24 protein-coding genes, 1 pseudogene and 1 riboswitch are annotated in these 23,919 nt (G+C 68.6%); of the genes and pseudogenes, 11 read left to right on the top strand and 14 right to left on the bottom strand.

The window, feature by feature from the left end; all coding sequences use genetic code 11:
- Positions 1–27: 27 nt before the first annotated feature.
- From ACQ5DX_RS15350 to ACQ5DX_RS15335, 4 genes are read right to left on the bottom strand one after another with little or no spacing between them, the layout of a single operon-like run.
- Complete coding sequence (locus ACQ5DX_RS15350) at positions 28–585, bottom strand: DUF7676 family protein (protein ID WP_430333417.1); 558 nt, start codon at positions 583–585, stop codon at positions 28–30.
- Positions 582–2,384: an ATP-binding cassette domain-containing protein gene (locus ACQ5DX_RS15345; protein ID WP_430333416.1), complete on the bottom strand. Its 1,803-nt coding sequence runs from the start codon at positions 2,382–2,384 to the stop codon at positions 582–584. Before ACQ5DX_RS15345 ends, ACQ5DX_RS15350 begins: the two co-directional genes overlap by 4 nt.
- Entirely contained in the window at positions 2,381–3,508 is a 1,128-nt protein-coding gene (locus tag ACQ5DX_RS15340; protein WP_430333415.1) for a FecCD family ABC transporter permease, read from the bottom strand. Before ACQ5DX_RS15340 ends, ACQ5DX_RS15345 begins: the two co-directional genes overlap by 4 nt.
- Positions 3,505–4,704, bottom strand: coding sequence for an ABC transporter substrate-binding protein (locus tag ACQ5DX_RS15335; protein WP_430333414.1), 1,200 nt, complete (start codon positions 4,702–4,704; stop codon positions 3,505–3,507). Before ACQ5DX_RS15335 ends, ACQ5DX_RS15340 begins: the two co-directional genes overlap by 4 nt.
- A 264-nt stretch (positions 4,705–4,968) precedes the next feature.
- Positions 4,969–5,165, bottom strand: a riboswitch (cobalamin riboswitch).
- Positions 5,166–5,235: 70 nt separating this feature from the next.
- On the opposite strand from ACQ5DX_RS15335, the gene ACQ5DX_RS15330 reads away from it, so the two are divergent.
- Both ACQ5DX_RS15330 and bluB read left to right on the top strand, forming a co-directional pair.
- Complete coding sequence (locus ACQ5DX_RS15330) at positions 5,236–6,300, top strand: CobW family GTP-binding protein (protein WP_430333413.1); 1,065 nt, start codon at positions 5,236–5,238, stop codon at positions 6,298–6,300.
- A 45-nt stretch (positions 6,301–6,345) separates the two neighbouring features.
- Complete coding sequence (gene bluB, locus ACQ5DX_RS15325; RefSeq protein WP_430333412.1) at positions 6,346–6,975, top strand: 5,6-dimethylbenzimidazole synthase; 630 nt, start codon at positions 6,346–6,348, stop codon at positions 6,973–6,975.
- A gap of 9 nt (positions 6,976–6,984) precedes the next feature.
- Here bluB and ACQ5DX_RS15320 read toward each other — a convergent pair whose 3' ends face one another.
- On the bottom strand, positions 6,985–7,284 hold the full coding sequence (locus ACQ5DX_RS15320; protein ID WP_430333411.1) for a hypothetical protein: 300 nt from the start codon (positions 7,282–7,284) through the stop codon (positions 6,985–6,987).
- A gap of 4 nt (positions 7,285–7,288) precedes the next feature.
- Positions 7,289–8,686 (bottom strand): MFS transporter, encoded by a 1,398-nt coding sequence (locus ACQ5DX_RS15315; RefSeq protein ID WP_430333410.1) that lies wholly within the window; start codon positions 8,684–8,686, stop codon positions 7,289–7,291.
- A gap of 212 nt (positions 8,687–8,898) precedes the next feature.
- Between ACQ5DX_RS15315 and ACQ5DX_RS15310 the strand changes: the two genes are divergently transcribed.
- Positions 8,899–9,393, top strand: a complete 495-nt coding sequence (locus ACQ5DX_RS15310) for a TetR/AcrR family transcriptional regulator C-terminal ligand-binding domain-containing protein (protein ID WP_430333409.1) — start codon at positions 8,899–8,901, stop codon at positions 9,391–9,393.
- Between the two features lie 63 nt (positions 9,394–9,456).
- On the opposite strand, the gene ACQ5DX_RS15305 is transcribed toward ACQ5DX_RS15310, so the two are convergent.
- From ACQ5DX_RS15305 to ACQ5DX_RS15290, 4 genes are all read right to left on the bottom strand, one after another.
- On the bottom strand, positions 9,457–11,028 hold the full coding sequence (locus ACQ5DX_RS15305) for a DEAD/DEAH box helicase (RefSeq protein WP_430333408.1): 1,572 nt from the start codon (positions 11,026–11,028) through the stop codon (positions 9,457–9,459).
- A gap of 64 nt (positions 11,029–11,092) precedes the next feature.
- Entirely contained in the window at positions 11,093–11,506 is a 414-nt protein-coding gene (locus tag ACQ5DX_RS15300) for a molybdenum cofactor biosynthesis protein MoaE (protein WP_430333407.1), read from the bottom strand.
- Entirely contained in the window at positions 11,499–12,449 is a 951-nt protein-coding gene (moaCB, locus tag ACQ5DX_RS15295; RefSeq protein WP_430335685.1) for a bifunctional molybdenum cofactor biosynthesis protein MoaC/MoaB, read from the bottom strand. The genes ACQ5DX_RS15300 and moaCB overlap by 8 nt, the downstream gene beginning before the upstream one ends.
- 56 nt (positions 12,450–12,505) lie before the next feature.
- Positions 12,506–13,723: a molybdopterin molybdotransferase MoeA gene (locus ACQ5DX_RS15290; protein ID WP_430333406.1), complete on the bottom strand. Its 1,218-nt coding sequence runs from the start codon at positions 13,721–13,723 to the stop codon at positions 12,506–12,508.
- Between the two features lie 61 nt (positions 13,724–13,784).
- Here ACQ5DX_RS15290 and moaA point away from each other — a divergent pair, with 61 nt between their 5' ends.
- Both moaA and ACQ5DX_RS15280 read left to right on the top strand, forming a co-directional pair.
- Positions 13,785–14,876, top strand: a complete 1,092-nt coding sequence (moaA, locus tag ACQ5DX_RS15285; RefSeq protein WP_430333405.1) for a GTP 3',8-cyclase MoaA — start codon at positions 13,785–13,787, stop codon at positions 14,874–14,876.
- A 10-nt stretch (positions 14,877–14,886) separates the two neighbouring features.
- Positions 14,887–15,159, top strand: coding sequence for a MoaD/ThiS family protein (locus ACQ5DX_RS15280; RefSeq protein WP_430335684.1), 273 nt, complete (start codon positions 14,887–14,889; stop codon positions 15,157–15,159).
- Positions 15,160–15,165: 6 nt separating this feature from the next.
- Here the strand turns inward: ACQ5DX_RS15280 and ACQ5DX_RS15275 are convergent, their stop codons facing one another.
- Entirely contained in the window at positions 15,166–15,933 is a 768-nt protein-coding gene (locus tag ACQ5DX_RS15275; RefSeq protein ID WP_430333404.1) for an SDR family oxidoreductase, read from the bottom strand.
- A 30-nt stretch (positions 15,934–15,963) separates the two neighbouring features.
- Positions 15,964–16,806 carry an ammonia-dependent NAD(+) synthetase gene (gene nadE / locus ACQ5DX_RS15270; RefSeq protein ID WP_430333403.1) on the bottom strand — a complete coding sequence of 281 codons (843 nt, stop codon included), beginning with the start codon at positions 16,804–16,806 and terminating at the stop codon, positions 15,964–15,966.
- 100 nt (positions 16,807–16,906) lie between these two features.
- On the opposite strand from nadE, the gene ACQ5DX_RS15265 reads away from it, so the two are divergent.
- A complete protein-coding gene (locus ACQ5DX_RS15265; protein ID WP_430333402.1) occupies positions 16,907–17,461 on the top strand; it encodes a nucleosidase in 555 nt (184 codons plus the stop codon).
- A gap of 7 nt (positions 17,462–17,468) precedes the next feature.
- Here the strand turns inward: ACQ5DX_RS15265 and ACQ5DX_RS15260 are convergent, their stop codons facing one another.
- Both ACQ5DX_RS15260 and ACQ5DX_RS15255 read right to left on the bottom strand, forming a co-directional pair.
- Positions 17,469–18,284 carry an META domain-containing protein gene (locus ACQ5DX_RS15260; RefSeq protein WP_430333401.1) on the bottom strand — a complete coding sequence of 272 codons (816 nt, stop codon included), beginning with the start codon at positions 18,282–18,284 and terminating at the stop codon, positions 17,469–17,471.
- A gap of 9 nt (positions 18,285–18,293) precedes the next feature.
- Positions 18,294–18,917 carry a TetR/AcrR family transcriptional regulator gene (locus ACQ5DX_RS15255; protein ID WP_430333400.1) on the bottom strand — a complete coding sequence of 208 codons (624 nt, stop codon included), beginning with the start codon at positions 18,915–18,917 and terminating at the stop codon, positions 18,294–18,296.
- Positions 18,918–19,012: 95 nt separating this feature from the next.
- Here ACQ5DX_RS15255 and ACQ5DX_RS15250 point away from each other — a divergent pair, with 95 nt between their 5' ends.
- The 5 genes and pseudogenes from ACQ5DX_RS15250 (at position 19,013) to ACQ5DX_RS15230 (ending at position 23,916) form a co-directional block, all read left to right on the top strand.
- Complete coding sequence (locus tag ACQ5DX_RS15250; protein ID WP_430333399.1) at positions 19,013–19,576, top strand: NADPH-dependent FMN reductase; 564 nt, start codon at positions 19,013–19,015, stop codon at positions 19,574–19,576.
- Positions 19,577–20,225: 649 nt separating this feature from the next.
- Entirely contained in the window at positions 20,226–20,459 is a 234-nt protein-coding gene (locus ACQ5DX_RS15245) for a redoxin NrdH (protein ID WP_430333398.1), read from the top strand.
- Between the two features lie 55 nt (positions 20,460–20,514).
- Positions 20,515–20,974, top strand: a pseudogene (nrdI, locus tag ACQ5DX_RS15240) (class Ib ribonucleoside-diphosphate reductase assembly flavoprotein NrdI).
- Positions 20,932–23,118, top strand: a complete 2,187-nt coding sequence (nrdE, locus tag ACQ5DX_RS15235) for a class 1b ribonucleoside-diphosphate reductase subunit alpha (RefSeq protein WP_430333397.1) — start codon at positions 20,932–20,934, stop codon at positions 23,116–23,118. Before nrdI ends, nrdE begins: the two are co-directional and overlap by 43 nt.
- A 33-nt stretch (positions 23,119–23,151) precedes the next feature.
- A complete protein-coding gene (locus ACQ5DX_RS15230) occupies positions 23,152–23,916 on the top strand; it encodes an NUMOD3 domain-containing DNA-binding protein (protein ID WP_430333396.1) in 765 nt (254 codons plus the stop codon).
- The last annotated feature ends 3 nt before the right edge of the window (positions 23,917–23,919 follow it).

The following is a 23,919-nucleotide window of genomic DNA, read 5'->3' as shown; positions in this document are numbered from 1 at the left end:
GGCACTCCTGACGGTCAATCTGCTGTTTCAGCCGTGACGGAACCCCTTTCCGGCGCGGTCCTGCTCGTCCGGGCCCAGGCCCAGGAACTGCTCCCGGAGCCGGTCCCACAGCTCGAGCCGGGACCAGTCCGGTTCGTCGCGAGCCTTCTGCCGGTTGGTGAGGAACGGGTTGGGGAGCATCGCGGTCATCATCTGGTCGTCGCGGCCGTTGAACAGCCGCAGACCCCACGAGGTCGGCGTGCCGTCCTTGCCGAGCATGCGGTACATCTCGGCACGTGAGCACCGGCGGATCCGGCCCAGCTCCGGACCGCTCGCGGTGTGCTCGCCGATGCACAGGTGGAAGTGCCAGCGGCCGAAGTCGACCGTGACGTACCCGTCGAGCATCGAGATGCGTTCGGGCGCGTTGGGGGCGGCCACCTCCCACGCGGCGCCCTCGGCGAAGTTGCCGAACCAGATGTCGTCCCAGTGCTCCTCGAAGAGGATGTGGACGAGCTTCAGCAGCGATTCCTCGTCCGTCGGGAACGGCCAACGCTGCTCGCGGCGTCCGCTCTCGGTGGTCACTTCGACGGGTTCGGTGGTGGTCATGCGGTTTCCTCTTCGTTTTCGGTCGGGCGGGTGAGCGCGCAGTCACCACAGAAGCCCGACCTGGGTGTGCGATAGAACAGACAGCAGCTGCGCCGGCGGTAGCCGTCGCCCTCCGGGACGACGGTGTCCACGAGACGCGGATCGCGCAGGATCGCGTCGGCGAAATTTTGTGCGCGCAGCGCAGTCTCGGGGTCGGAGCCGTTGCCGATCACCCGCGCCGCGCCCAGGAGGGCCGCTGCGACGTTGCCCCATAGGAGTCGGGCCGACATCGGCTCGGCGTCGCGGATGGCGCCGATCATCGGCTCGAGGTGACGGTCCATCACCATGACCCGGGCCAGGTCGACCAGCTCCGCGTGGTCGGCGCAGGACCAGCCGCGGGGATCTCGGAGGTTGAGGCTGATCGTCCCCTCATCGCACATCCACTCGAGGTCGTGGGGATCGAGATCGGGGAGCCGCTCGGTCAGCACCACACCGCCCAGCGCCGACTTCCACAGCCGCGCGGCGTAGCCGAAGAACAGCGTCGAGGCGGCCACCCGCCACTCGGTGGGGCCGATCCGCCGACGGACGGCGTCGACGGTCTCCGCGAGGACGCCCGGGTTCTCGTACAGGTCGCGGGCACGGCGCCATCGGCCTGCCGTGGGGGCGCCCGACGTGGTCGCGAGATGCGGACTGACGGTCGCGATCTCGGACAGCGTCGCGGCGATCTCGGCGGGCGTCGCAACTCGCAGCGTCGAATCGGGCAGCGCGCGAAGCGCATCGGGGAGTGCATCGACACTCGGCAGGCGCATCGTGTGTCCGGCATGCCGCAGTGCCACGGTGCCGCTGCCGACCCCGACGTCCACCGACAGCTCCGCGTCGGTGCCGTCGTCGTCGGCGGTCGCGATGCCGAAGCCCTCTCGGCCGAGCAACCGGCACGCCGCGGACACCGCAGGCTCGGATCCGAAGACTCGCACCTGTCGTTTGTCGCCGACCGTCGCGTCCAGCACGAACACGCCGGACGCGGGATCGAATCGCAATGCCTGCGAATCGAACACCGACCCGATGCGGCCGTCGAGCGCGAGCTGCTCGGGGGTGCCGGTGTCGAGGCGGCCGGTGCGATCGAGCAACCACACGTGGTCGGCGACGCGCAGCGCCAATTCGAGGTCATGCGTCGACATCACGACGGCCAGGTCGTGCTCGCGGGCCGCACGCCGCATCAACTCGACCAGCGCGACCCGCGACGGTACGTCGAGGAACGCCGTCGGCTCGTCGAGAACCAGCAGTGTGGGTTCCTGCGCGAGAGCGCGTGCGGTGAGGACGCGCTGGCGTTCGCCGTCGGACATCTCGGACGCCGGTCGGTCCGCGAGGTGGGTGGCGCCGACCGCGTCGAGCGCCCACGCGACGACGGCGTGATCGCGCGGACTCATGCGGCCACCGAGGCCCAGGTGCGGAGTGCGCCCGAGCCCGGCGAGTTCGCGCCCGGAGAGCATCCCCGGATCGACGCGTTCGGTGAGTACCACCGCGATCGCGCGGGCCACCTCGTCGGCCGCCATGTCGCGAATGTCCCTGCCGTCCAGCATGGTCGTACCGTCGAGCGCGGGCTGCAGACCGCAGATGGTCCGCAGCAGCGTCGACTTCCCGCTGCCGTTGGGTCCGAGGAGGACGGTCAGCTCGCCGCGTCGGGCGGTCGCCGACAATCGGGTGGCCACGGACCGGGTGACGGCCGGGCGCAGCGCGCGTCGCACCGAGTATCCGGTCGTGACGCCGTCGAGGCGGAGCGCGACGGCCGACCCGTCCGGGCTCACTGCATCGGTACTCACAGGGCGGCTCCATCGATTCCACGGCGGGCCCGGATCAGCACGGTGATCACGATCGGCGCGCCGATCATGGCGGTCACCGCGTTGAGGGGCAGGACACGGTCGCTGTTCGGTACCTGACTCACGATGCCGCATGCGAGGGCCACAGCGGAACCCATCAGCATCACCGTCGGCATGAGCGTGCGGTGATCCGATGTGCCGACGGCCAGCCGAGCCAGGTGTGGGACGGCCAGGCCGAGGAATCCGATCGGGCCGCAGAACGCGGTGGTCACCCCGGCGAGCAGTGACGCCGTGAGCAGGGTGATCAACCGTGCCCGGCGCACATCGATGCCCATCGTGCGGGCGTAGCCCTCGCCGAGGAGCAGGGCATTGAGCGGGCGCACGGTGGCCAGTGCGACCGCGACGGCGGCCAGCACGATCGGTGCCATGAGCGCCAGGTCGGACCAGGTCGTGGAGGCGAAGCTGCCGAGACCCCACAGCAGGAACAACTGGGCTCGAACGGGATCCGCGTACACGAGCAGCACGCTCACGATCGCGGTGGTCGCGGAACCGACCATGACGCCCACCAGCAGCAGCGTCACCGACGAGCGCACCCAGCGCGACAGCATCAGCACGAACAGCAACACGATCGCGGCACCGCCCGCGGCGGCCAGCACGACGCCGGCGCGTCCCATGCCGGCGAGTCCGGCGGTGAACGACGCGGAGCCCGCGGTCCCGGCCGTGATGACCACGAGCGCCACACCGAGACTCGCCCCGGAACTGGCACCGAGCACGTAGGGGTCGGCGAGCGCGTTGCGGAACAGGGTCTGCATCTGCAGGCCCGCAACGCCCAGGGCGGCACCCACCAACACCGCGGTCAGCGCCCGCGGCAGCCGTAGCTCGTGGACGACGACCTGCCAGCGGGGATCGGACGGCTGGGCGCCGAGAACGACGCGGACGGTGTCGGCGAGCGGGACGCGGACCGGACCGAGAGCCAGCGCGAGCAGGAACAGCACCACGATTGCGGCCGCCAGTCCGACCAGGACCAGTGCCGCCCGGCGCGAGAGGACCCGCGGGGTCGGGGCGGCGTCCCGCCCGCCCGCGGCCCCGGTGTCCGAGGCGGGCGGGCGGGTCAGGAGCGTCGTCATGCCTGCGGAACCGGCCGGTAGAACGCGAACTCGTGGTTCGGGGCCAGCTCCGGGTGCACGATCGCGACCAGGTCACCGAGGATCAGGTCCGGGCGCAGCACACCCAACTGGTAGAAGTTGTTGCCGCCGGTGGGGCCCATGTCCTTGGTGCCGGACCAGACCTGGCCGTCCTTGACGGCGGTCAGCTGTCCGTAGCGCTGGTCCTCGGCGACCGCGTCGCCGGTGGTGGGCCAGTTGCTCATCACGAGCCACAGCGGCGCGGTGCCGTTCTGTGCGTAGACGGTCTCGAAGTTCAGCTGGAGGCTGCCGGTCGCAGGGTCGCTCTCCCACGGATAGGTCGCGCCGGCGTCACGCAGCATCTGGCCCACGTAGCTACCGCCGGCGGGCATGTACCACGTGCCCTGGTACATGGTGCCGTTCAGGACCGGCTTCTTCTCGGCGGACGCGGCGGTGGCGGCAACCTTCTCGTAGTCGCTGCGGATCTGGTCGTACAGCGTGCCCGCCTGCGCCTCGGTGCCCGTCAGCGCCGCCATCATCTTGACCCACTCGGCGCGGCCGAGAGCGGTGTTCTCGAGGTACTCGGCGTTGGCGACCACCGGGATGCCGGCCGCGCGCAGCTTGACGTACGACGGGTCGTCGGTGCCCTGCGTCATCAGGACGTCGGGGTTCGCCGCGACGACCTTCTCGACGTTGACGGTCTTGCCCGACGCGTACTCGGCGATCTTGCCCTCCGCGATGCGGGCACGAATGTCTTCACCGTTCACGTTGGCCGCGTTCGCGACACCGGTGAGGACATCGAGCTGGCCGAGCTCGGTGATGAGCGGCAGGTGCGTCGTGGACGCCGAGTACAGGCTCTGGATCGGCGTCGTGATCTTCGGCGCCGCGGCCAGGTCGCCGGTCAGTTCCGGCTCCGGCGCACCGCACTTGACCAGCACGTACGACTCGGGCGAGGCGCCCGGGAACGGCTGGTTGACGGTCAGCACCTGGTAGCTGCCGTGGTAGTCGACGGTGAAGTTCTTCGCGTCGAGCAGGGTCGACTTGTCCGGGAAGTAGTCGGTGTTCGCGTCGAAGTCGGTGATGCACCCGCGCGCGTCGACGGCGGCGTCGGCGCTCGACGTGTCGGACGAGCACGCGGTGAGCGTGAGACCTGCCGCGGCGACGGCAGCCAGCAGGGCGGTCAGGGACCGTTGGGACATGGGTTCTCCACGGGTGAGCGGGACGGTTGGTCTTCGGCTCGACTCGCTCTCGGGTATGCCGACGACGAGCGGGGCAGCGCACCGGCGAACGAGATCAGCCTGACGAGGCGGCGCTGGTGCGCCGCGAAGCGATGGGGCGTCAGGCGCGGATGTGGAGAGAGTTGTCCCAGGTGAACTCGTCGAGGCGCGACGCGGAGAACCGTGGTGACGATGCAGCGAACAGCATGGTGGACTGGCCACCTCTCTCGGGGAAATCCGCCCCGAATAGGAGGTTGCGATGACGGGAGTCTCCTGGCTCTCGGATCGTCGCTTCCCCCCGGCCTTCCGGCGTGTGAGCCGTGGCTGGGTGGAGGGTCGCTCCCCGATTACAGTGGCGGGACCGCGCCGGTTTCGCACCGGCTTCCTCGTTCGTCATCACCTGACCGGGGCATTCTTGCATGCCGGTTTCGAACCGGAGAAATCGCCCGAAATGTCCGAGGCGCGAACCTAGTACGATTGCCGGTCGGTGTTGTCGGCGGTACGGAGGTCGGGGTGGCGAAGAAGCGGAGTCCGCGGTCGATCCCCGTCGTGGTGGTTGCCGGGTTCCTCGGTTCCGGGAAGACGACCCTGCTCAACTACCTGCTGCGCAACAACGGGGGCACCCGTATCGGTGTGATCGTCAACGACTTCGGTTCGGTGAACATCGACTCGATGATGGTCGCCGGCCAGGTCGACTCGATGATGGCGCTCAGCAACGGGTGCATGTGCTGCGCAGTCGACGTCAGCGACATGGACGACATGCTGAACCGGCTCGCGCACCGGACGTCGGAGATCGACGTCATCGTCGTCGAGGCGAGTGGGCTCGCGGAGCCGCGCAACATGATTCGGCTCGTCCTCGGCAGCGAGAACCAGTACATCACCTACGGCGGGCTGGTCATGCTGGTCGACGGCGCCGAGTACCAGGCCAGTCGGCAACGCCATCCCGAACTCGACCAGCACATCGCGATCGCGGACCTGGTGGTGCTGAACAAGACCGACCGCATCGGTGAGGACGACCACGACACCCTCCTGAGCGACGTCTGCCGGATCAATCCCCGAGCCGCGGTGGTCTCGACGGTGCAGGGGCGGGTCGATCCGGGGCTGCTGTTCGACCGGACGCCGCGGCGTGAAGCGCAGCCCGGTGAGCAGTTGACGTTCGACGAGCTGTTCGCGGTGGCCGACGACACGTGTACGGAGTGTGGCGGGGACCACGACGACCACTTCCACACGATGTACCAGAGCATGACGTTCACGTCGGAGCTGCCGATGCACCCGCGCCGGCTCGTCCGGTTCCTGGAGAAGCAGCCCGCCGGTATCTACCGGATCAAGGGGTACGTGTACTTCGGTGTCCGTGGGCACCAGCAGAAGTATCTGCTGCAGGTGGTGGGCGACCACATCGCGTTCCATCCGCAGAAGTGGAATCCGGGCGAGGGCCGTCGCACGGAACTCGTCGTCATCGGCACCGACCTGGACCCCGAGTCGATCGACGCGTTGCTCGAAGCGTGCGCCGAGCCCGAGGCGGAGGGCCTCGAGTCCGACACGATGATGGGCGTGCACCGCTACACCGTCGACGCCTGATCGGATCCCTGCAGGCCGCCGATCCCCGGCGGCTACCGTGGAGTGGTGACCGAATCTCTCGTTTCCGTGTACGAAGCCATCCGCCGACGCCGTGACGTCCGCGCCGAGTTCAGCGGCGAACTGATCCCGGACGGCACCCTGGAGCGTGTGCTCGGCGCGGCGCACGCGGCGCCGAGCGTCGGCAACACCCAGCCGTGGGACTTCATCGTCGTGCGCAACCCCGACACCCTCGACGCGTTCGCCCAGCACGTGGCCGGGCGCCGCAAGGCATTCGCCGACTCGCTACCCGAGGATCGCCGGAAGACGTTCGACCCCATCAAGATCGAGGGAATTCGCGAGAGCGGCACGGGCATCGTCGTCACCTACGACCCGTCGCGCGGCGGCCAGAACATCCTCGGCCGGCACACGATCGACGACACCGGACTGTTCTCGGCCGTACTCGCGATCCAGAACCTGTGGCTCGCCGCGGCGGCCGAGAACATCGGCGTCGGCTGGGTGTCGTTCTACGAGGAGGAGTACCTCACCGAGCTGCTCGGTATCCCGGCGCCGGTGCGGCCGATCGCGTGGCTGTGCGTCGGCAAAGTCGACAAGTTCCAGGAGGTTCCCGATCTCGAGCGCTTCGGCTGGCGGAACCGTCGGAACCTGGCCGACGCGATCCACTGGGAGCGCTTCTGACAGAAGCACCTACCCCTCGTGACCGTCTCGTCGATCGAACCGGAGGCGGAGTTGTTCGGGGTAGTCGCGGTAGGCGGCGGCGACTTCGTCGAGGTAGACGAGCGTGGGGAAGTCGACGACGGGCTGGTGTTCGGCAAGGAAGGCCGCCGTGTGGTGCACGACCAGTTGTTCGTCGGCGGGCGTGAATCCGAGATCGGCGAGGACGTCGGGGTGGACGATGATCTCGGACTCGACGGAGTCCCCACGGTCGTCGATGTGGACGCGATATTCGTGGTCGACGACCGCTTCGATCCTGATGTTCGGGGCCATCGCGTCACTCCGTTCCGGGGGCGGTGATCCGGTCGGTATCCATCGGGCCACGGCCGAGGGGGCGTAGTTCGATGGCGTCGGTGCCGTCCCGAATGTTGATGTCGGCGCTTCCAGTATCCGCTCGCCGCGGAGCCGGAACGTGATTCGGGGTGGACCGACGAATCTTGTCGCTGGACAGACCTCGGTCAGCGGCGGACCGCGGCGTGCGCAGAAGCCCGGCCAGGACGAAGACAACCAGGACCATGATCGCCGCCGCGTAGCCGAGCAGCGTGGAATTCAGTCCGACAACGGTGACGAGTCGGCCGGCGACGACAGCGGGCACGCTCATCGCGAGATAGCTGACGACGTAGATGGCCGAGAGTAATCCCGCCCTTTCGTGGGCGGCGGCAAGCGGCATCAGGGTGCGCAGCACGCCGAGGAAGCCGGCGCCGAAACCGACGCCGGCGACCACGGTGGCCGCGAAGTACAGCGGCAACGAACCGACGCCGACGGCAATCATGGTCGTGGCCATGCCGATCAGCAAAGTGACCATCCCGAGGGTGAGCAGCCTGCGGGGCGCCCACGAGCCGACGAGGAGGACCGCGACCCCGCCGGTGCCCGCCAGGGCGGCGACGATGAGCCCGCCCAGCATCGCCGAACCCGAACCCGCCATCGATCGCACGACGATCGGGCCGAGGGAGAGGATCAGTCCGCCGAGCGCCCAGGTGCTGACGGCCGCGGGCAGGACCCACATCGCTGCGCGGCGGGCCGACTGCGGCAAGTGCACACGAGGACGCAGCGATGCGAGCGCACCGGGCGCCGGGCGGACCGTCTCCGGGGTGATCGCGGTGCCGACGATCTGCAAGACGAGGAGCCCGAGGATCACGACATAGACCGCGTGTATCGAACCCGGTGCGATTGTGATGATGATGCTGGAGGCCACGGCGCCGACGGCCAGGCCCAGAATCGGGCCGGCGCTGTTGATCACTGTGCCCAGCCCCGGTCGGTTTCGGGGTTCGAGCTCGATGAGATAGGCGCCGAGCGACCCCAGGGCCGCGCCCGTCGCCAGTCCCTGAACGACACGTGCGGCGATCAGCGCAGTCGCACTGTCGGCCACGGCGAAGACGACCATTGCGACCACCTCGACCAGCAGGGCTGCGAGCAGCACCGGCCGACGTCCGAGGTGGTCTGACAGCGCCCCGACTGTCAGAAGAGCCGCCAACAACGCGAGCGCGTACACGGCGAACGCAACCGTCAGGGTGATCGGGGAGAAACCCCACATCGCCTGATAGACGGGATAGAGAGGGGTCGGTGCGCTCGACCCTCCCATGACGACGGCCAAGACCGACGCCTGCAGCCAGAATGCGACTCGGGGTGTCAGTGCGCTGCGGCGCCGACGTGGCGCGGTCGGAGTCGACGTCAAGGCGTCCCATTCCCTTCCGGACACTCGATGCCGGCCCGTTCGAGCAGGCCAGCCGGATCCATTAACGCGAAGATTTTGCGAAACTGCGGAAACGGTACTTCCGGCGAGTCCCTACTGCAAAATCTTTGCGTTAGGGTGGTGTGGTGGCAGCGACTCCCAATCCACGCCCGGGCGGACGAGCCGTCCGCATCCAAACGGCAGTACATGCCGCCGTGCGCACGCTTCAGGCGGAGCACTATCGGGGGGACATCACGGTGCCCCGGATCGCGGAGCTGGCGGGGGTAGCGCCGTCGACGATCTATCGGCGATGGGGCGACTTGAACCAGCTGCTCGCGGATGTGGCGGTCGCACGACTGCGCCCGGAAGGGCCACCGGACACCGGCTCGGTGCAGGGAGACCTGACCGCGTGGGCGGCTCAGTACGCCGAGGAGACAGGGTCGGCGACTGGCCGAGAGTTCTTGCGCGACATGGTCTCAGGGGGCCCGGACTGTCAGAGCGGATTCCGCGGAGGCCAGTACACGCGCGAACGCCTCGAGATCATCCTCTCCCGGGGTCGGGACCGGGGCGAGTTCACGCCCGCGGCAGACGACATCCTCGACGTGGTCGTCGCACCGATCGTCTACCGGCTGCTCTTCGAGACGGAGGAACTACCGCAGGGCTTCGCGCATGCCCTGATCGATCGGCTGTATCAGGAGCGGATGCACTGACACAGCGTGACCGCCGTCCGGCGCCAGGGGTCCAGGGCCTGGCGCCGGTGTGAAGGGGGAGCCTCAGCCGCGGCGGCGGCGTGAGCCACCGCCCGTCGATCCGCCGGACCCGGTCCCATTGCCGCCGGCCGAACCCGGGCGTCCACCCGAGCGGCGGCGACCGCCACCGGCCGCGGCACCCGCGCCCTCGGGGCGCGGACCACGACCGCGGGCCTGCCCCTGACGCTGCGCCTGCCCACCTTGCCCGCCGCCGCGGCGACCCGGACGCTGCCCGCCGCCGGCCTGCTGCTTCTCGGTCTTCGGGGCCGGCGGCACGTGCGGCGCCGGATCGCCGACCAGCTCGAGCACGTGCTCGGACTCGGCGGTCACCTGGACGGGGGTGACCTTGATCGAGGCCTTGCGCATCAGCACCGACAGGTCCTTGCGCTGGTCCGGCAGCACGATCGTCACGACGTCACCGGCGCTGCCGGCCCGCGCGGTGCGACCCGACCGGTGCAGGTACGCCTTGTGTTCGGCGGGCGGATCGACGTGCACGACTAGTTCGACCTCGTCGACGTGGACGCCACGCGCCGCGACGTCGGTGGCGACCAGCACGCGCGCCGAACCCTCCGAGAATGCGGCCAGGTTCCGGTCGCGCGCGTTCTGCGAGAGGTTGCCGTGCAGATCCACCGACGGGATTCCGGCCTCGGTGAGCTGGCGGGCGAGCTTGCGCGCCTGGTGCTTGGTGCGCATGAACAGGATCCGTCGGCCCTGGCCGGACGCGAGCTTGTGGACGAGGGCCTTCTTGACGTCGACGCCGGTCACGTCGAACACGTGGTGCGTCATCGCGGCGACCGGCGAGTTCGCCTCGTCGACCGAGTGCAGCACCTCGTTCTGCAGGAAGCGCTTGACCAGCTTGTCGACGCCGTTGTCCAGCGTCGCCGAGAACAGCAGTCGTTGACCGCCCTTCGGGGTGGCCGTGAGGATGCGCGTGACACCGGGCAGGAAGCCGAGATCGGCCATGTGGTCGGCCTCGTCGAGGATCGTGATCTCGACGTCGTCGAGTGTGACGAAGCCCTGCTTCATCAGGTCCTCCAGCCGCCCCGGGCAGGCGACGACGATGTCGACGCCGGCCTCGAGCGCGTTCACCTGCCGGTGCTGCGAGACGCCGCCGAAGATCGTGGTCACCCGCAGGCCGTGGGCCTTCGCGAGGGGTTCGAGGGTCGCGGTGATCTGCGTCGCCAGTTCCCGGGTGGGGGAGAGGACCAGCCCGCGGGGCTTCCGCGGGCGCCGCTTGCCGCCGGCCAGGCGGGCCGCGAGGGGAATCGAGAAGGCGAGGGTCTTGCCGCTGCCGGTCTTGCCGCGGCCGAGGACGTCCCGGCCCGCCAGGGTGTCGGGCAGGGTGTCGACCTGGATGGGGAACGGTGAGGTGATGCCACCGTCGGCCAGTGCCGCGACGATCGGCGCGGGAACGCCCAGGGATGCGAAGGAGGCGGGCTCGCCGGACGGGGAGGTGACGCTGGTGGACAAGTTTCTCGGTGCCTTTCGGGCAATCATGCATGCCCGCGGCCGGAGGAGTCCCGGGTCAGGGGCTTGCACAAGGTGGCGACATTGCCGGTGGGCAAGATCGAGCGCCGCAAGACCTGCTCGAGACATGAAGCGTTCTACGACGCTGGACGCCCCTCGCGGGACGTCCAGTTCCTGCCACCATACCGGTCGGCTAGAGCCCCACCCATTCCGAGACCCCGGTCGTGAACCGTTGCCGCTTCCAGATCGGCACCTCGGCCTTGATCCGTTCCACCAGTTCGGCGCATGCAGCGAACGCCTCGGCACGGTGCGGCGCGGCCACGGCCGCGACCAGCGCCAGGTCGCCGATCGTGAGAAGGCCCACGCGATGCACGGCCGCGACGGGCAGCCCGCTTCGTTCGGACACCTGCTCGCAGCACCGGCGCAGGAACCGTTCGGCGTCCGGGTGGGCCTGGTACTCGAGCGCCGACACCGACCGGCCGCCGTCGTGGTCGCGGACGACCCCGGTGAACACCACCACGGCTCCGTGCTCGGGCCCGGACACGGCGGCATCGACCGCCGCGGGGTCGAGGGGGTCGGCCGAGATGCGGGCCAGCAGTTCACGCACTGTGGGCACCTCCGCCGGCGATCTGCGCGAGCAGGTGTTCGAGGACCGGATCGAGCACCGACAGCCCGTCCTTCACCCCGCCGGGCGAGCCCGGCAGGTTCACGATCAGCGTGCGGCCCGACAGCCCCACCACGCCGCGACTGAGCGACGCGTGCGGGGTCACCTTCGTCCCGCGTCGGCGCATCTCCTCGGCGATCCCGGGGAGCTCCCGGTCGAGCACGGCCAGCGTCGCCTCCGGGGTCGCGTCGGTGGGGGAGGCGCCCGTTCCGCCTGTCGTGATCACCAGGGCGGGGCCGTCGGAGAGGGCATCGGCGAGCCCGGCCGCGATGTCGGCGTCGGCGTACACCAGCGGCCCGCGGACGGCGTGGCCGCGGGCGGAGAGCCACTCGGTGATCGCCGGGCCGGTGGTGTCCGGGCGGGTGCCGCGGGCGCCTCCGGTCGACGCGACCACGACGGTCGCCGATCCGGGGCGCACCTCGGATCCGACGGTCTCCGGTGCCGCGGCGGGCGATGCCTCGTCACGTTGCCACCGACCGCGCTTGCCGCCCTCCTTGGTGAGCAGTCGGACGCCGTCGAGCGTCGCGGCCGGGTCGACTGCCTTGACCATGTCGTGCAGGGTCAGCCCCGCCACCGCGACGGCGGTCAGTGCCTCCATCTCGACGCCGGTGGGCCCCTTGGTCTTCGCCGTCGCCTCGATCGTGATCGACGATTCGGTGAACCCGAACTCGACCTTGACCGACGACAGCGACAGTTGGTGGCACAGCGGGATCAGCTCGGATGTCTTCTTCGCCCCGGCGATGCCGGCGATCCGGGCGGTCGCCAGCACGTCGGCCTTGGGCATGTCGTCGGCGCGCACCAACGCCACCACCTCCGGGGTGGTCACCAGTTCGCCGGCGGCCAGCGCCACCCGCGTGGTGTCCGCCTTCGCGCTCACGTCGACCATCCGGGCGCGGCCCTCGCTGTCGAGGTGGCTCAGTTCGCTCGTGTTCTGCTCGGTCACTACAGGGGCCATACCTTCACTCGCTCGCCCGCCGCCAGGGTGGTCACATCGGCGGGAACATCGATCAGAACATCGGCCCACGCGAGCGCCGCGACGAGGTGCGAGCCCGGGCCGGAGACCACTTCGACCCCGGAGTCGGTGCGCCGGCCGCGCAGGAACTGGCGCTTGCCCGGCACCGACGTCAGGTCGTGGTCGAGGACCGCGTCCGCGCGGTCGATCGGCGGCAGCCCCGCCGCCCGACGCAGCAGCGGACGCAGGAACACCTCGAACGAGACCATCGTGCTGACCGGGTTTCCCGGGAACGTCAGGACCGGGGTCTCGTCGACCAGCGCCAGCCCCTGAGGCCCGCCCGGCTGCATCGCGACCGGACCGAATCGCGCGCCCAGCTCGGCGAGCACGTCCTTGACCACCTCGTAGTCGCCCATGGACACCCCGCCGGAGGTGATCACGAGCTCTGTACGGGCGATCGCGCGACGCAGCGTCGCGCGGAAGGCGTCCGGTTCGTCGGTGCTGCGGTCGACGACCGCGACCTCGGCGCCGTCGGCCCGCAGGCTCGCCGCGAGCGCGACGCCGTTGGAGTCGTAGATCTGGCCGGGCCCCGGGGTGGTGCCGGTGTCGACGAGTTCGGCGCCCGTCGTGATGACCGCGACGCGGGGCCGCGTCCGCACCGCCACCGAACTCAGGCCGACGGCCGCGAGCACCCCCAGGTGGCGGGGTTCGAGCAGGGTGCCGGCGGGCAACAGGAGCATGCCCGTGCGCACGTCGCTGCCGCGTTCGCGGACGAAGTCGCCGACGCCGCGCGACCGCTGCACCGTGACCTTTCCGTCCGACACCTCCGTGTCCTCCACGGGCACAACGGCATCGGCACCCTCGGGCATCACCGCGCCGGTCATGATCCGCACCGCGGTCGCCGGCACGTGCGGAGCCGGCTCGGCCGGCCCGGCGGGCACGGTCGCCGCGATCGGCAGGGTCGCCGGGACGTTCGCGACCGATGCGGCATCGACTGCGAATCCGTCCATCTGCGAGTTCCGGAACAGCGGCAGATCGACGGGGGAGGACACGTCGTACGACAGGACCCGGCCCAGCGCGTCGTCGAGCCGGACGGTCTCGGAGGGGCGGGTCAGGAGCGGGCCGAGCAGTTCGGTCACCTCGGCGGCGTGGTCCTCGACGGATCGCGCCGCACCTGTGTGGCCTGAGTGCCGCTGCGCCTGTGCCATGAGTGTCAATCCTAGGCATCTTCGGCGCACTCGGGAGTCCGGACGGCGGCATACTGGTGGCATGACGACGGCGACACGAGCGCGTACCGCGGTGGACGTGGGCATTCCCACCGTGCGGTCCGCCTCGGCCGGTGCGGCGCCGTCGACGGAGGGACGCCCCGACGTCCCCGAACTGGTGGACGGGTTCGGGCGGATCGCGCGCGATCTGCGGGTCTCGATCACCGAGAAGTGCTCGCTGCGTTGCACGTACTGCATGCCGGCCGAGGGGTTGCCGGCCATTCCGTCGCAGCAGTTGCTGACCGCCGACGAGATCGTCCGACTGGTCGGCATCGCCGTGCACCGGCTGGGCGTCCGGGAGGTGCGGTTCACCGGCGGCGAGCCGCTGATGCGCCGCGACCTCGAGACCATCGTCGCCGGATGTACCGCCGCCGTCCCGGGGATCCCGCTGTCGATGACCAGCAACGCGGTCGGCCTCGAACACCGCGCCGACGCCCTCGCCCGCGCCGGGCTGTCCCGGATCAACGTCTCGCTGGACACCGTCGACCGGCGCCACTTCGCCGAACTCACCCGCCGCGACCGCCTGGACTCGGTGCTCGCCGGGATCCGCGCCGCGCAGGCTGCCGGGCTCGCGCCACTGAAGATCAATGCCGTGCTCATGGCGGAGACACTGGACGGAGCAGCCGATCTGCTGCAGTGGTGCCTCGATTCGGGTTGTGCGCTGCGGTTCATCGAACAGATGCCGCTCGACGCCGACCACGAGTGGGCCCGCGAGCGGATGGTGGACGCGCAGACCCTGCTCGACGTGCTCGGCGCGCGTTTCGACCTGCGCGAGGTGGGGCGCGAGGATCCGTCCGCGCCCGCCGAGGAGTGGCTGGTGAACGGTGGTCCCGCGACGGTGGGGATCATCGCGTCGGTGACCCGCTCGTTCTGCGCGGACTGCGACCGCACGCGACTCACCGCGGAGGGGACCGTCCGGTCGTGCCTCTTCAGCGACCGCGAGGTGGATCTGCGTGCGGCGCTGCGGGGCGGCGCCGACGACGAGGAACTCGCGCAGCTCTGGCGGGCCGCGATGTGGAACAAGTGGGCCGGTCACGGCATCAACGCGGCGGGTTTCGTTCCTCCGCAACGCAGTATGGGAGCGATCGGTGGCTGAGACCTCGGAGATGCCGGGTTCGGTGCAGGATTCGGTGCGCACCGTCGAGGTGCGGTACTTCGCGGCGGCGGCCGAGGCCGCGGACCGGGCGGAGGAGACGCTGTCGTTGCCTGCCGGTGCAGATCTCGCCGACCTGCGGACGGCGCTGATCGACCGCTACGGCGAACGCATGGGGAAGATCCTCGGCGTCGCGGCCTACCTGATCGACTCCGAACTCACGCGCGACCTCACCCGGCCGGTCGGCGCACAGGTGGACGTGCTGCCCCCGTTCGCGGGCGGCTGAGAGGCGCTACCGCGTCGCCAGCCACTGCTCGAAGGTGACCGTGCCGAACGTGTTGTCGGGCACCAGGTTCCATCCGTTGCGCCAGAACGCGCCCATGTTGCCGGGCATGCGGATGTTCGTCACCCGGCCGCGCGTTCCGGTCGCGGCCTGCCACGCGGTCGCCATTTCGCGCATCGTGAGCACCTCGGGTCCGCCCACCACCGTCGGTTCGTCCGACGGCCGCTCCTGTGTGGCGGCATCGACGAGTGCGCGGGCCACGTCGGAGGTGTCGATCGGCTGGAACCGCGTGTGGGTGAACGCCGGAATCAGTCCGATCCGGGCGGCCGGCGCGCAGATCATGGGAACGAACTCGTGGAACTGGGTCGCACGCACGACGTGCGTGGGCAGCGTCGCGTCCCGGTAGTGCTGTTCCTGCCGGGTCTTGGCCCGGTAGTACGCGAACTGTCCGCGGTCGACGTTGACGATGGACAGCAGCACGGCGCGCGAGACGCCCGCGGTCGCGGCCGCCGACAGCAGGTTCGCCGCGCCCGTGGTGAGAACGTCACGGGTGCTTCGGGTCTTGCCGTCGGTCGTGTCGATGACGACGTCCACGCCCTCCAGCGCGGCGGCGAGGCCCACGCCGCTCACCAGGTCGCCCGAGGCGTGCTCGACGCCACCGCCCGGCGATCCGCCGCGCCGGCTCAGCACCCGCACGGTCTGACCGCGCCGGAGCAACTCGGTCACCACGGCCCGGCCCGCGACTCCGGTCCCGCCGGCCACCAGATACGTCGTCACAGCGTGCCCCCTCCGGTATGGAACTGGTCGTTACTCGCGCCACCACGTGTCGAGCGGGGTCACCGGCACCGTGCGCTTGTGCCGGGTGTTGCGATACATCGCCTCGAGCTTGTCTTCGACGTCGCTCGTGACATCCTTGCCCTCGAGGTAGTCGTCGATCTGCCGGTACGTCACTCCGAGCGCCACCTCGTCCGGAAGCGACGGCCGGTCGTCTTCGAGATCCGCCGTCGGCACCTTCTGCCACGTGCTGTCCGGCGCGCCCAACTCCTGCAGCAGCGCCGCGCCCTGACGCTTCGTGAGCCCGGTCAGTGGCGTGACGTCCACGCCGCCGTCGCCGAACTTGGTGAAGAACCCGGTGAGCGCCTCGGCCGCGTGGTCGGTGCCCACGACGAGGTAGCCGAGTTCGCCGGCGATCGCGTACTGGATCATCATCCGTTCACGGGCTTTGATGTTGCCGCGCACGAAGTCTCGCAGTATGTCGCCGTCGTCGAGGAGGTTGTGCATCGCCTGCGACGCCTCGGCGATCGTCGCGTCCGCGCCCGGCTTGACGTTGACGGTCAGCGACCGGTCCGGCGCGATGAACTTCAGCGCCACCTGCGCGTCGTCCTCGTCGAACTGCGTTCCGTACGGCAGCCGCACCGTGACGAATTCGGCGGTGTGCCCCTCGGCCCGCAGCTTCTCGGCCGCCAGCTGCGTCAGGCGTCCGGCCAATGTGCTGTCCTGCCCGCCGCTGATCCCGAGCACGAATCCGCGTGCGGGCGTGGACCGGAGGTAGTCCGCGAGGAACTGCACGCGCTTACGGATCTCGGTGGCGGGATCGATCGTCGCCTGGACGCCGAGTTCCTCGATGATCTGTGCACGTGGAATCGCCATGGCAGAACTGTAGCGTCGGGTGCGCGCAGCCGTGAACCGTCACGGCAGGATGCGACTGCGGCGTCCGATCGGCGCCGAACCAGAACTCGGGAGACCTTTCATGAACAACACCGGCGTCCTCGTGGTGAGTGCCACACGGGAGGAGGCGGCGCACGTGCCGGACGGTCTGGATCTGGTCGTCACCGGCATCGGCAAGGTCGCCTCGGCGGTGGCCGTCACCCGAGCACTCGCGCAGTACCCGGCGGAGCGTCTGCCGCTGGTGGTCAACATCGGAACCGCCGGTGCCCTGCATGCGCACCACGGTGGACTGTATGTGCCGTCGGCAGTGCTCAACCACGACTTCAGCAGCGAGGTGCTGCGCTCGCTCGGCTATCCCGTGCGTGACGTGATCGACCTCGAGGGCGGTGACGGCACTGTCCTGGCGACCGGCGACTCGTTCATCTCCGACGCCGAGGTCCGCGATGCCCTCGCGGCCCGGGCCGATCTGGTCGACATGGAAGGTTTCGCCATCGCGTTCGCGTGCGCGCAACTGGGTGCGCCGTGCCGACTGGTCAAGCACGTCAGCGACCATGCCGACGACTCGGCGATGGATTGGCCCACCCAGGTGGACGCCAGCGCCCGGGTTCTTGCCGACTGGCTTCGCGACGCGCTCTAGCGGCGGGTCAGGTCCCTCGCAGTTGCAGTCCGGTGCCGTCGGGCCGCGTCAGCTTCATGACGGGTCCGTCGACGGTGTAGGTCACCTCGCCGTCGAGGACGTGCAGCACCGCCCGCTCGACGTCGGCGACGTCGTCCGGGCACGCGACACGGGTGGTCGCGAGCTTCCCGAACGTGATGGTGCTGTCACCCACCCGGACCGGGCCACTGAATCGGTTGCATCCGGTGGAGCCGGTGGCCTGGCCGTCCTGGCCGATCGTCAGCGACGGGGCCGTGGCCTCGAGTGCGGTCGACGTCACCACGGCGTCCGGCGTCATCAACGATTCGACCACCCACGTGGTGCCGATGACGGGGCGATCCGGCTCGGCGGTCTTCTTGTCGGCGAGGGTCACCGTGACGTCCGCCGACGACAGCGTCAGGATGTCCTCGGCCAGCGTCCACGCCGGCTGTGCCTCGAAGAGGCTCGTCATCCACTTGTCCGCCCCGGCGGAGTCGCCCGGGCAGGCCATCATGGTGGTCGCGATCGGACCGGTCTTCACGGTTCCGCCGGCGAGGTCGACGCTGCTCACACCCCGGTTGCAGCCCGCGCTCATCGCGATGTGGTCCCGCTCCGGGAACGCGACCTCGAGCGGGCCGCCGCCCGGGATCGTCGATCCTGTCACCGAGGTCGAGAGGAACGTCCGGCCCCACATCGCGTCCGCGGGCGAGGCCGCCACGGCCGGTGTCTCCGTCACGTCTGCGGCGTCGGCTCCGTCGGCCGTGCTGCCGCACGCGCTGAGCGTGGCGGCACACAGGAAGGCGAGAGCGACCGGAAGCGTGCGCATGGGCACACCCTAGCCGGAAGCGGGTACCGCACCGGTGACCCTGCGCGCCAGGTCCTCCCAGCCGTCGGCGATGCGCTGATGCGACATCCCGAGCTCGCGGATCTGGTACAGCACCAGGCCGGCCTCCAGCGCGGCGAGCAGTGCGATTCCGAGCAGTTCGACGTCGCCGTCGACACCGGCGTCGGTGAGCAGCATGACGATGTGACGCAGGCTCACGCCGCGGGCCGGGCCGGCGAACCGGACCTCGGGGGAGCCCTCGGCGGCGCGCAACACATCGCCCTGCACGGTGACCATGTCGAGGCGGGCGCGACCGAACGCGATCAGCCGGACGATCGGGTCGGCGCCCGGGCCGAGGGGCGGGGGACCGAACATGAATGCCTGCTGCAACTCGCGCTCGGTGTGGTCGAGCAGCGCGTTCATCAGACCCGAACGGCTTCCGAAGCGCCGGAACACGGTGCCCTTGCCAACGCCGGCCTTCGCGGCGACGGCTTCCATCGTGACCGCGTCCACGCCTCGTTCGGCGACGAGGGCGGCCGCCGCGTCGAGGAGCAGCTTCCGATTGCGGGCAGCGTCACATCGCTCGGGGATCTCGGCGTCCACCAGCGGAATCAGCGGGCTGTTCACATCAGGCATCGTAGCCCAGCGGGAATACAAGTGGACCGCGGTCCGTTTAGGCTGCTATACCTGTTGCAGCGTCAACCACCACCGCACCACCGAAGGAAACCGTCATGTCTGACACCCGCGTCCTCACTCTCGTCGGCAGCCTCCGTGCCGGCTCCGTCAACCGCCAGGTCGCCGAGACCGCCGCAGCCGTTGCCCCCGAGGGTGTCGAGCTCACGATCTTCGAGGGCCTGGGCGACCTGCCCTTCTACAACGAGGACATCGACGTCCCCGGTGCTGCGATCGCCGGTGTCGAGGAGCTGCGTGCCGCGGCCGCCGAGGCCGATGCCCTGCTCCTGGTCACCCCGGAGTACAACGGCACCGTTCCCGCCGTCCTGAAGAACGCCATCGACTGGATCTCGCGCCCCTACGGTGCCGGCGCCGTCAAGGACAAGCCGGTCGCCGTCATCAGCGCCTCGCCGAGCCCCAACGCTGCCAAGTGGGCCCACGACGACGCTCGCAAGGCCCTCGGCATCGCCGGCGGAAACGTCCTCGACGCCGAGCTGTCCATCGGCGGCACCATTCAGAAGTTCGGCGACCAGCACCCGCGTGAGAACGCCGAGGTCGCCCAGCAGGTCGGCGGCGTCGTCGTCGCCCTCGTCGAGGCTTCCAAGGCGCTCGTCAGCGCCTGATTCGTCGGGTCACCCGCGCATCTGACCGAATGTCACATGCGTTCAGTCCAACTGAACGTATGTGACATTCGGCGTTTCTGTGGCCCGCAACACCGCCGCGGACCGCGGTGGGCGAGGGGTGGTGGCGGCGCCGCGCGACGGTCAGGCGGTTATCGGTCAGTTATCTTCCGGACGGGGTCGTCGACGCGTCGTCGTGCGGGTTCCGTTCGGGGCCCCGCGTGTCGCGCTCCGGCGTGTCGTTAGCGGGGCCGGGAGCCCGGTCCCACGGAGCGGGCGCCGGCGCCCTGGCGGCCCGTCGAATAGCGCGCTCGAAACCTGAGTGGACCCGCTGGTCGGTTGCATGCGGCGCGGCTTGTGCGCGCGATCTCGCGCCCGTCCGATGTGCCCGAAATCACGGCCGTGGATGTGACGCGCGACACGCCGAAGGCGGGCTGAATCGATTCTCCGGCAGGGGGTCGACCTGGGAATTCCACGCGTGTCACTCACAAGATCTCGCGCTGTGCGTATCTGTCGGCCACAAGGTGTAGTGTCTACACAGCCGAGGGGGCACAACGGGAACCAAACGGATCCCGGCTTGGAGATGAGGCTCATCCTCGGCGTGAACAGTGCACGACCCAAGCTCGTCAGGCCGTTGGAAAGAGGGACCAATATGAGCATCACCGTCTACACCAAGCCCGCCTGCGTTCAGTGCAATGCCACCTACCGCGCCCTCGACAAGGCCGGTCTCGAATACGACATCGTCGACATCTCCGAGAACCCTGAGGCTCGCGACTACGTGATGGCCCTCGGATACCTTCAGGCCCCCGTCGTGGTGGCCGGTGACGAGCACTGGTCGGGCTTCCGTCCGGACCGCATCAAGGACCTCACCGCAAACGCTGCCTAAGCCGCCACGCGGCAGCGCCGCGGGGATGATCCACACGAGTGAATGGTGAACGCCGATGGCTTCGCTGGTGTACTTCTCCAGCGCGTCGGAGAACACACACCGATTCGTAGAACGACTCGGTGTCCCCGCTACGCGCATTCCACTACATGACCGCGAAGGCCTGTTCGAGGTCGACGAACCGTACGTCATGATCCTCCCCACCTACGGGGGCGGTACGACGGCGACGGGGCGCGACACGAGCTACGTGCCCAAGCAGGTCATCCGATTCCTCAACAACGAGCACAATCGCGACCTCATCCGAGGGGTGATTGCTGGCCGGCAACACGAACTTCGGCGAGTCGTACTGCTACGCCGGGAACGTGATTTCACAGAAGTGCCGGGTCCCGTACCTGTACCGCTTCGAACTAATGGGAACAGCCGAGGACGTCGTCGCCGTGCGCGAGGGCCTCGCACAATTCATGGAGAGTGAACAGTGGCACCGACCATCACAGATTCAGCCCCGGCTGGGAGTGTAGAGCGCGCTGCGGCACAACCTGACGCGTCGGCGGGCGAGTTGGACTACCACGCGCTCAACGCGATGCTGAACCTGTACGGTCCCAACGGCGAGATCCAGTTCGAGAAGGACCGTGAGGCTGCCAATCAGTACTTCCTGCAGCACGTCAACCAGAACACGGTCTTCTTCCACAACCAAGACGAGAAGCTCGATTACCTGGTGAAGGAGAACTACTACGAGCGTGAGGTTCTCGACCAGTACACCCGCAACTTCGTCAAGTCTCTGATCGACCGGGCCTACGCGAAGAAATTCCGCTTCCCGACGTTCCTCGGCGCCTTCAAGTACTACACCTCGTACACCCTCAAGACGTTTGACGGTAAGCGCTACCTCGAGCGTTTCGAGGACCGTGTCTGCATGGTGGCGCTCACCCTCGCCGCAGGCGACGAGACGCTCGCGACCGAACTGGTCGACGAGATCATCGCCGGACGGTTCCAGCCGGCGACCCCGACGTTCCTCAACTCCGGCAAGAAGCAGCGCGGCGAGCCCGTGTCGTGCTTCCTGCTGCGCATCGAGGACAACATGGAGTCGATCGGCCGTTCGATCAACTCGGCCCTGCAGCTGTCCAAGCGTGGCGGCGGAGTTGCATTGCTGCTCAGCAACGTTCGTGAGCACGGCGCCCCGATCAAGAAGATCGAGAACCAGAGCTCCGGCGTCATCCCGATCATGAAGCTGCTCGAGGACTCGTTCTCGTACGCCAACCAGCTCGGTGCCCGTCAGGGTGCCGGCGCGGTGTACCTGCACGCGCACCACCCGGATATCTACCGCTTCCTCGACACCAAGCGCGAGAACGCGGACGAGAAGATCCGCATCAAGACGTTGTCGCTGGGCGTCGTGATCCCGGACATCACGTTCGAGCTTGCGAAGAAGAACGAGGACATGTACCTCTTCTCGCCGTACGACGTCGAGCGCATCTACGGCGTGCCGTTCGCGGACATCAACGTCACCGAGAAGTACCACGAGATGGTCGACGACAAGCGGATCCGCAAGTCGAAGATCAAGGCGCGCGAGTTCTTCCAGACCCTCGCCGAGCTGCAGTTCGAGTCGGGCTACCCGTACATCATGTTCGAGGACACGGTGAACCGGGCGAACCCGATCGAGGGCAAGATCACCCACTCGAACCTGTGCTCGGAGATCCTGCAGGTCTCGACGCCGTCGTACTTCAACGACGATCTGTCCTACAGCCATGTCGGCAAGGACATCTCGTGCAACCTCGGTTCGCTCAACATCGCGCTGACGATGGATTCGCCGGACTTCGCGAAGACCATCGAGACGTCGATCCGTGCGCTGACCGCGGTCTCGGACCAGACGCACATCTACTCGGTGCCGTCGATCGAGCAGGGCAACAACGACTCTCACGCGATCGGCCTGGGTCAGATGAACCTGCACGGCTACCTCGCGCGCGAGCGGATCCACTACGGCTCCGAAGAGGGCGTCGACTTCACGAACATCTACTTCTACACGGTCGTGTTCCACGCGGTTCGCGCGTCGAACGAGATCGCGAAGGAGCGCGGCACCCACTTCAAGGGCTTCCCCGAGTCCAAGTACGCCTCGGGCGAGTACTTCGACAAGTACACCGACCAGGTGTGGGAGCCGAAGACGGAGCGGGTGCGTCAGCTGTTCGCGGACGCCGACATCCACATCCCGACGCAGGACGACTGGCGCGAGCTGAAGGCCTCGGTGCAGAAGTACGGCATCTACAACCAGAACCTGCAGGCCGTCCCGCCCACCGGGTCGATCTCGTACATCAACAACTCCACCAGCTCGATTCACCCGGTGGCCGCGAAGATCGAGATCCGCAAGGAAGGCAAGATCGGTCGCGTCTACTACCCGGCGCCCTACCTGACCAACGACAACCTGGAGTACTACCAGGACGCGTACGAGATCGGGTACGAGAAGATCATCGACACCTACGCGGCGGCTACGCAGCACGTCGACCAAGGTCTGTCGCTGACACTGTTCTTCAAGGACACCGCCTCCACGCGTGACGTCAACCGCGCACAGATCTACGCGTGGCGCAAGGGAATCAAGACGCTGTACTACATCCGTCTGCGTCAGATGGCCCTCGAGGGGACTGAGGTGGAGAACTGCGTTTCCTGCATGTTGTGATGTTCAGCTTTCCCTTCTGAGACGGGAGTGGACGTGGAAGTGACGACCGGCGGAGTGATCTACGGAGTTCGGCTTCGGCCGGGGTTCGACTATCGCTATGTCGGTCTCACGACCAAGTCTGCGGATCTCCGACTGCGTCAGCACTTCAAGGTCGCAGCCGGGGGTCGCAAGACACCGTTCTACGACTGGCTCCGGAAGCAGGACCGCAACGACGTGATCGCCGACGAATTGGACTGGTTGGACGGGCTCGACGAACTCGGACAGGCCGAGATCAGCTGGATCGACTACCTCCGGCGCGACGGCCAACCTCTGCTCAACCTGTCCCGAGGAGGACTCGGTCCTACCGGTGTCGTCTGGACCGACGAAATGAGGGAGGCTGCCCGTCTCCGTTCGACGGGCCGACTGGGGACCAGTCGGTTTGCCGAGGAAAACCCGTTCTTCGGGCGCAGGCATTCCGATGCTCAGCGCGAGAAGTGGGCTCGGGACCGGAAGGGTACGAACAGCGGGGCGGCCAATCCCAACTACGGGAAGTTCGGGGAGGATCATCCGAGCTTCGGGCGCGTCATGTCCGATGAGGCGCGTTCGAGACTGTCCGAGCAGAGGCGGGGCGAGGGGAATCCCAACTTCGGGCGACGTGCCAGCGCAGTAACACGTGCGAAGATGTCGGCGGCTCGAAAGGGGCGGCCGATGCCGTCGAGTAAGCGGAACGCTCACACTCGCCACCACACGAACAAGGGTGTCTTCAATCGCACGTGTCAGTACTGCATCGAAGATGCAGCAAAACCTAATGATGAGTGAAGA

The organism is Rhodococcus sp. ACT016 (assembly GCF_050477185.1).
Classification (GTDB): Bacteria; Actinomycetota; Actinomycetes; order Mycobacteriales; family Mycobacteriaceae; genus Prescottella.
This window is presented reverse-complemented; position numbering and strand designations above follow the sequence as displayed.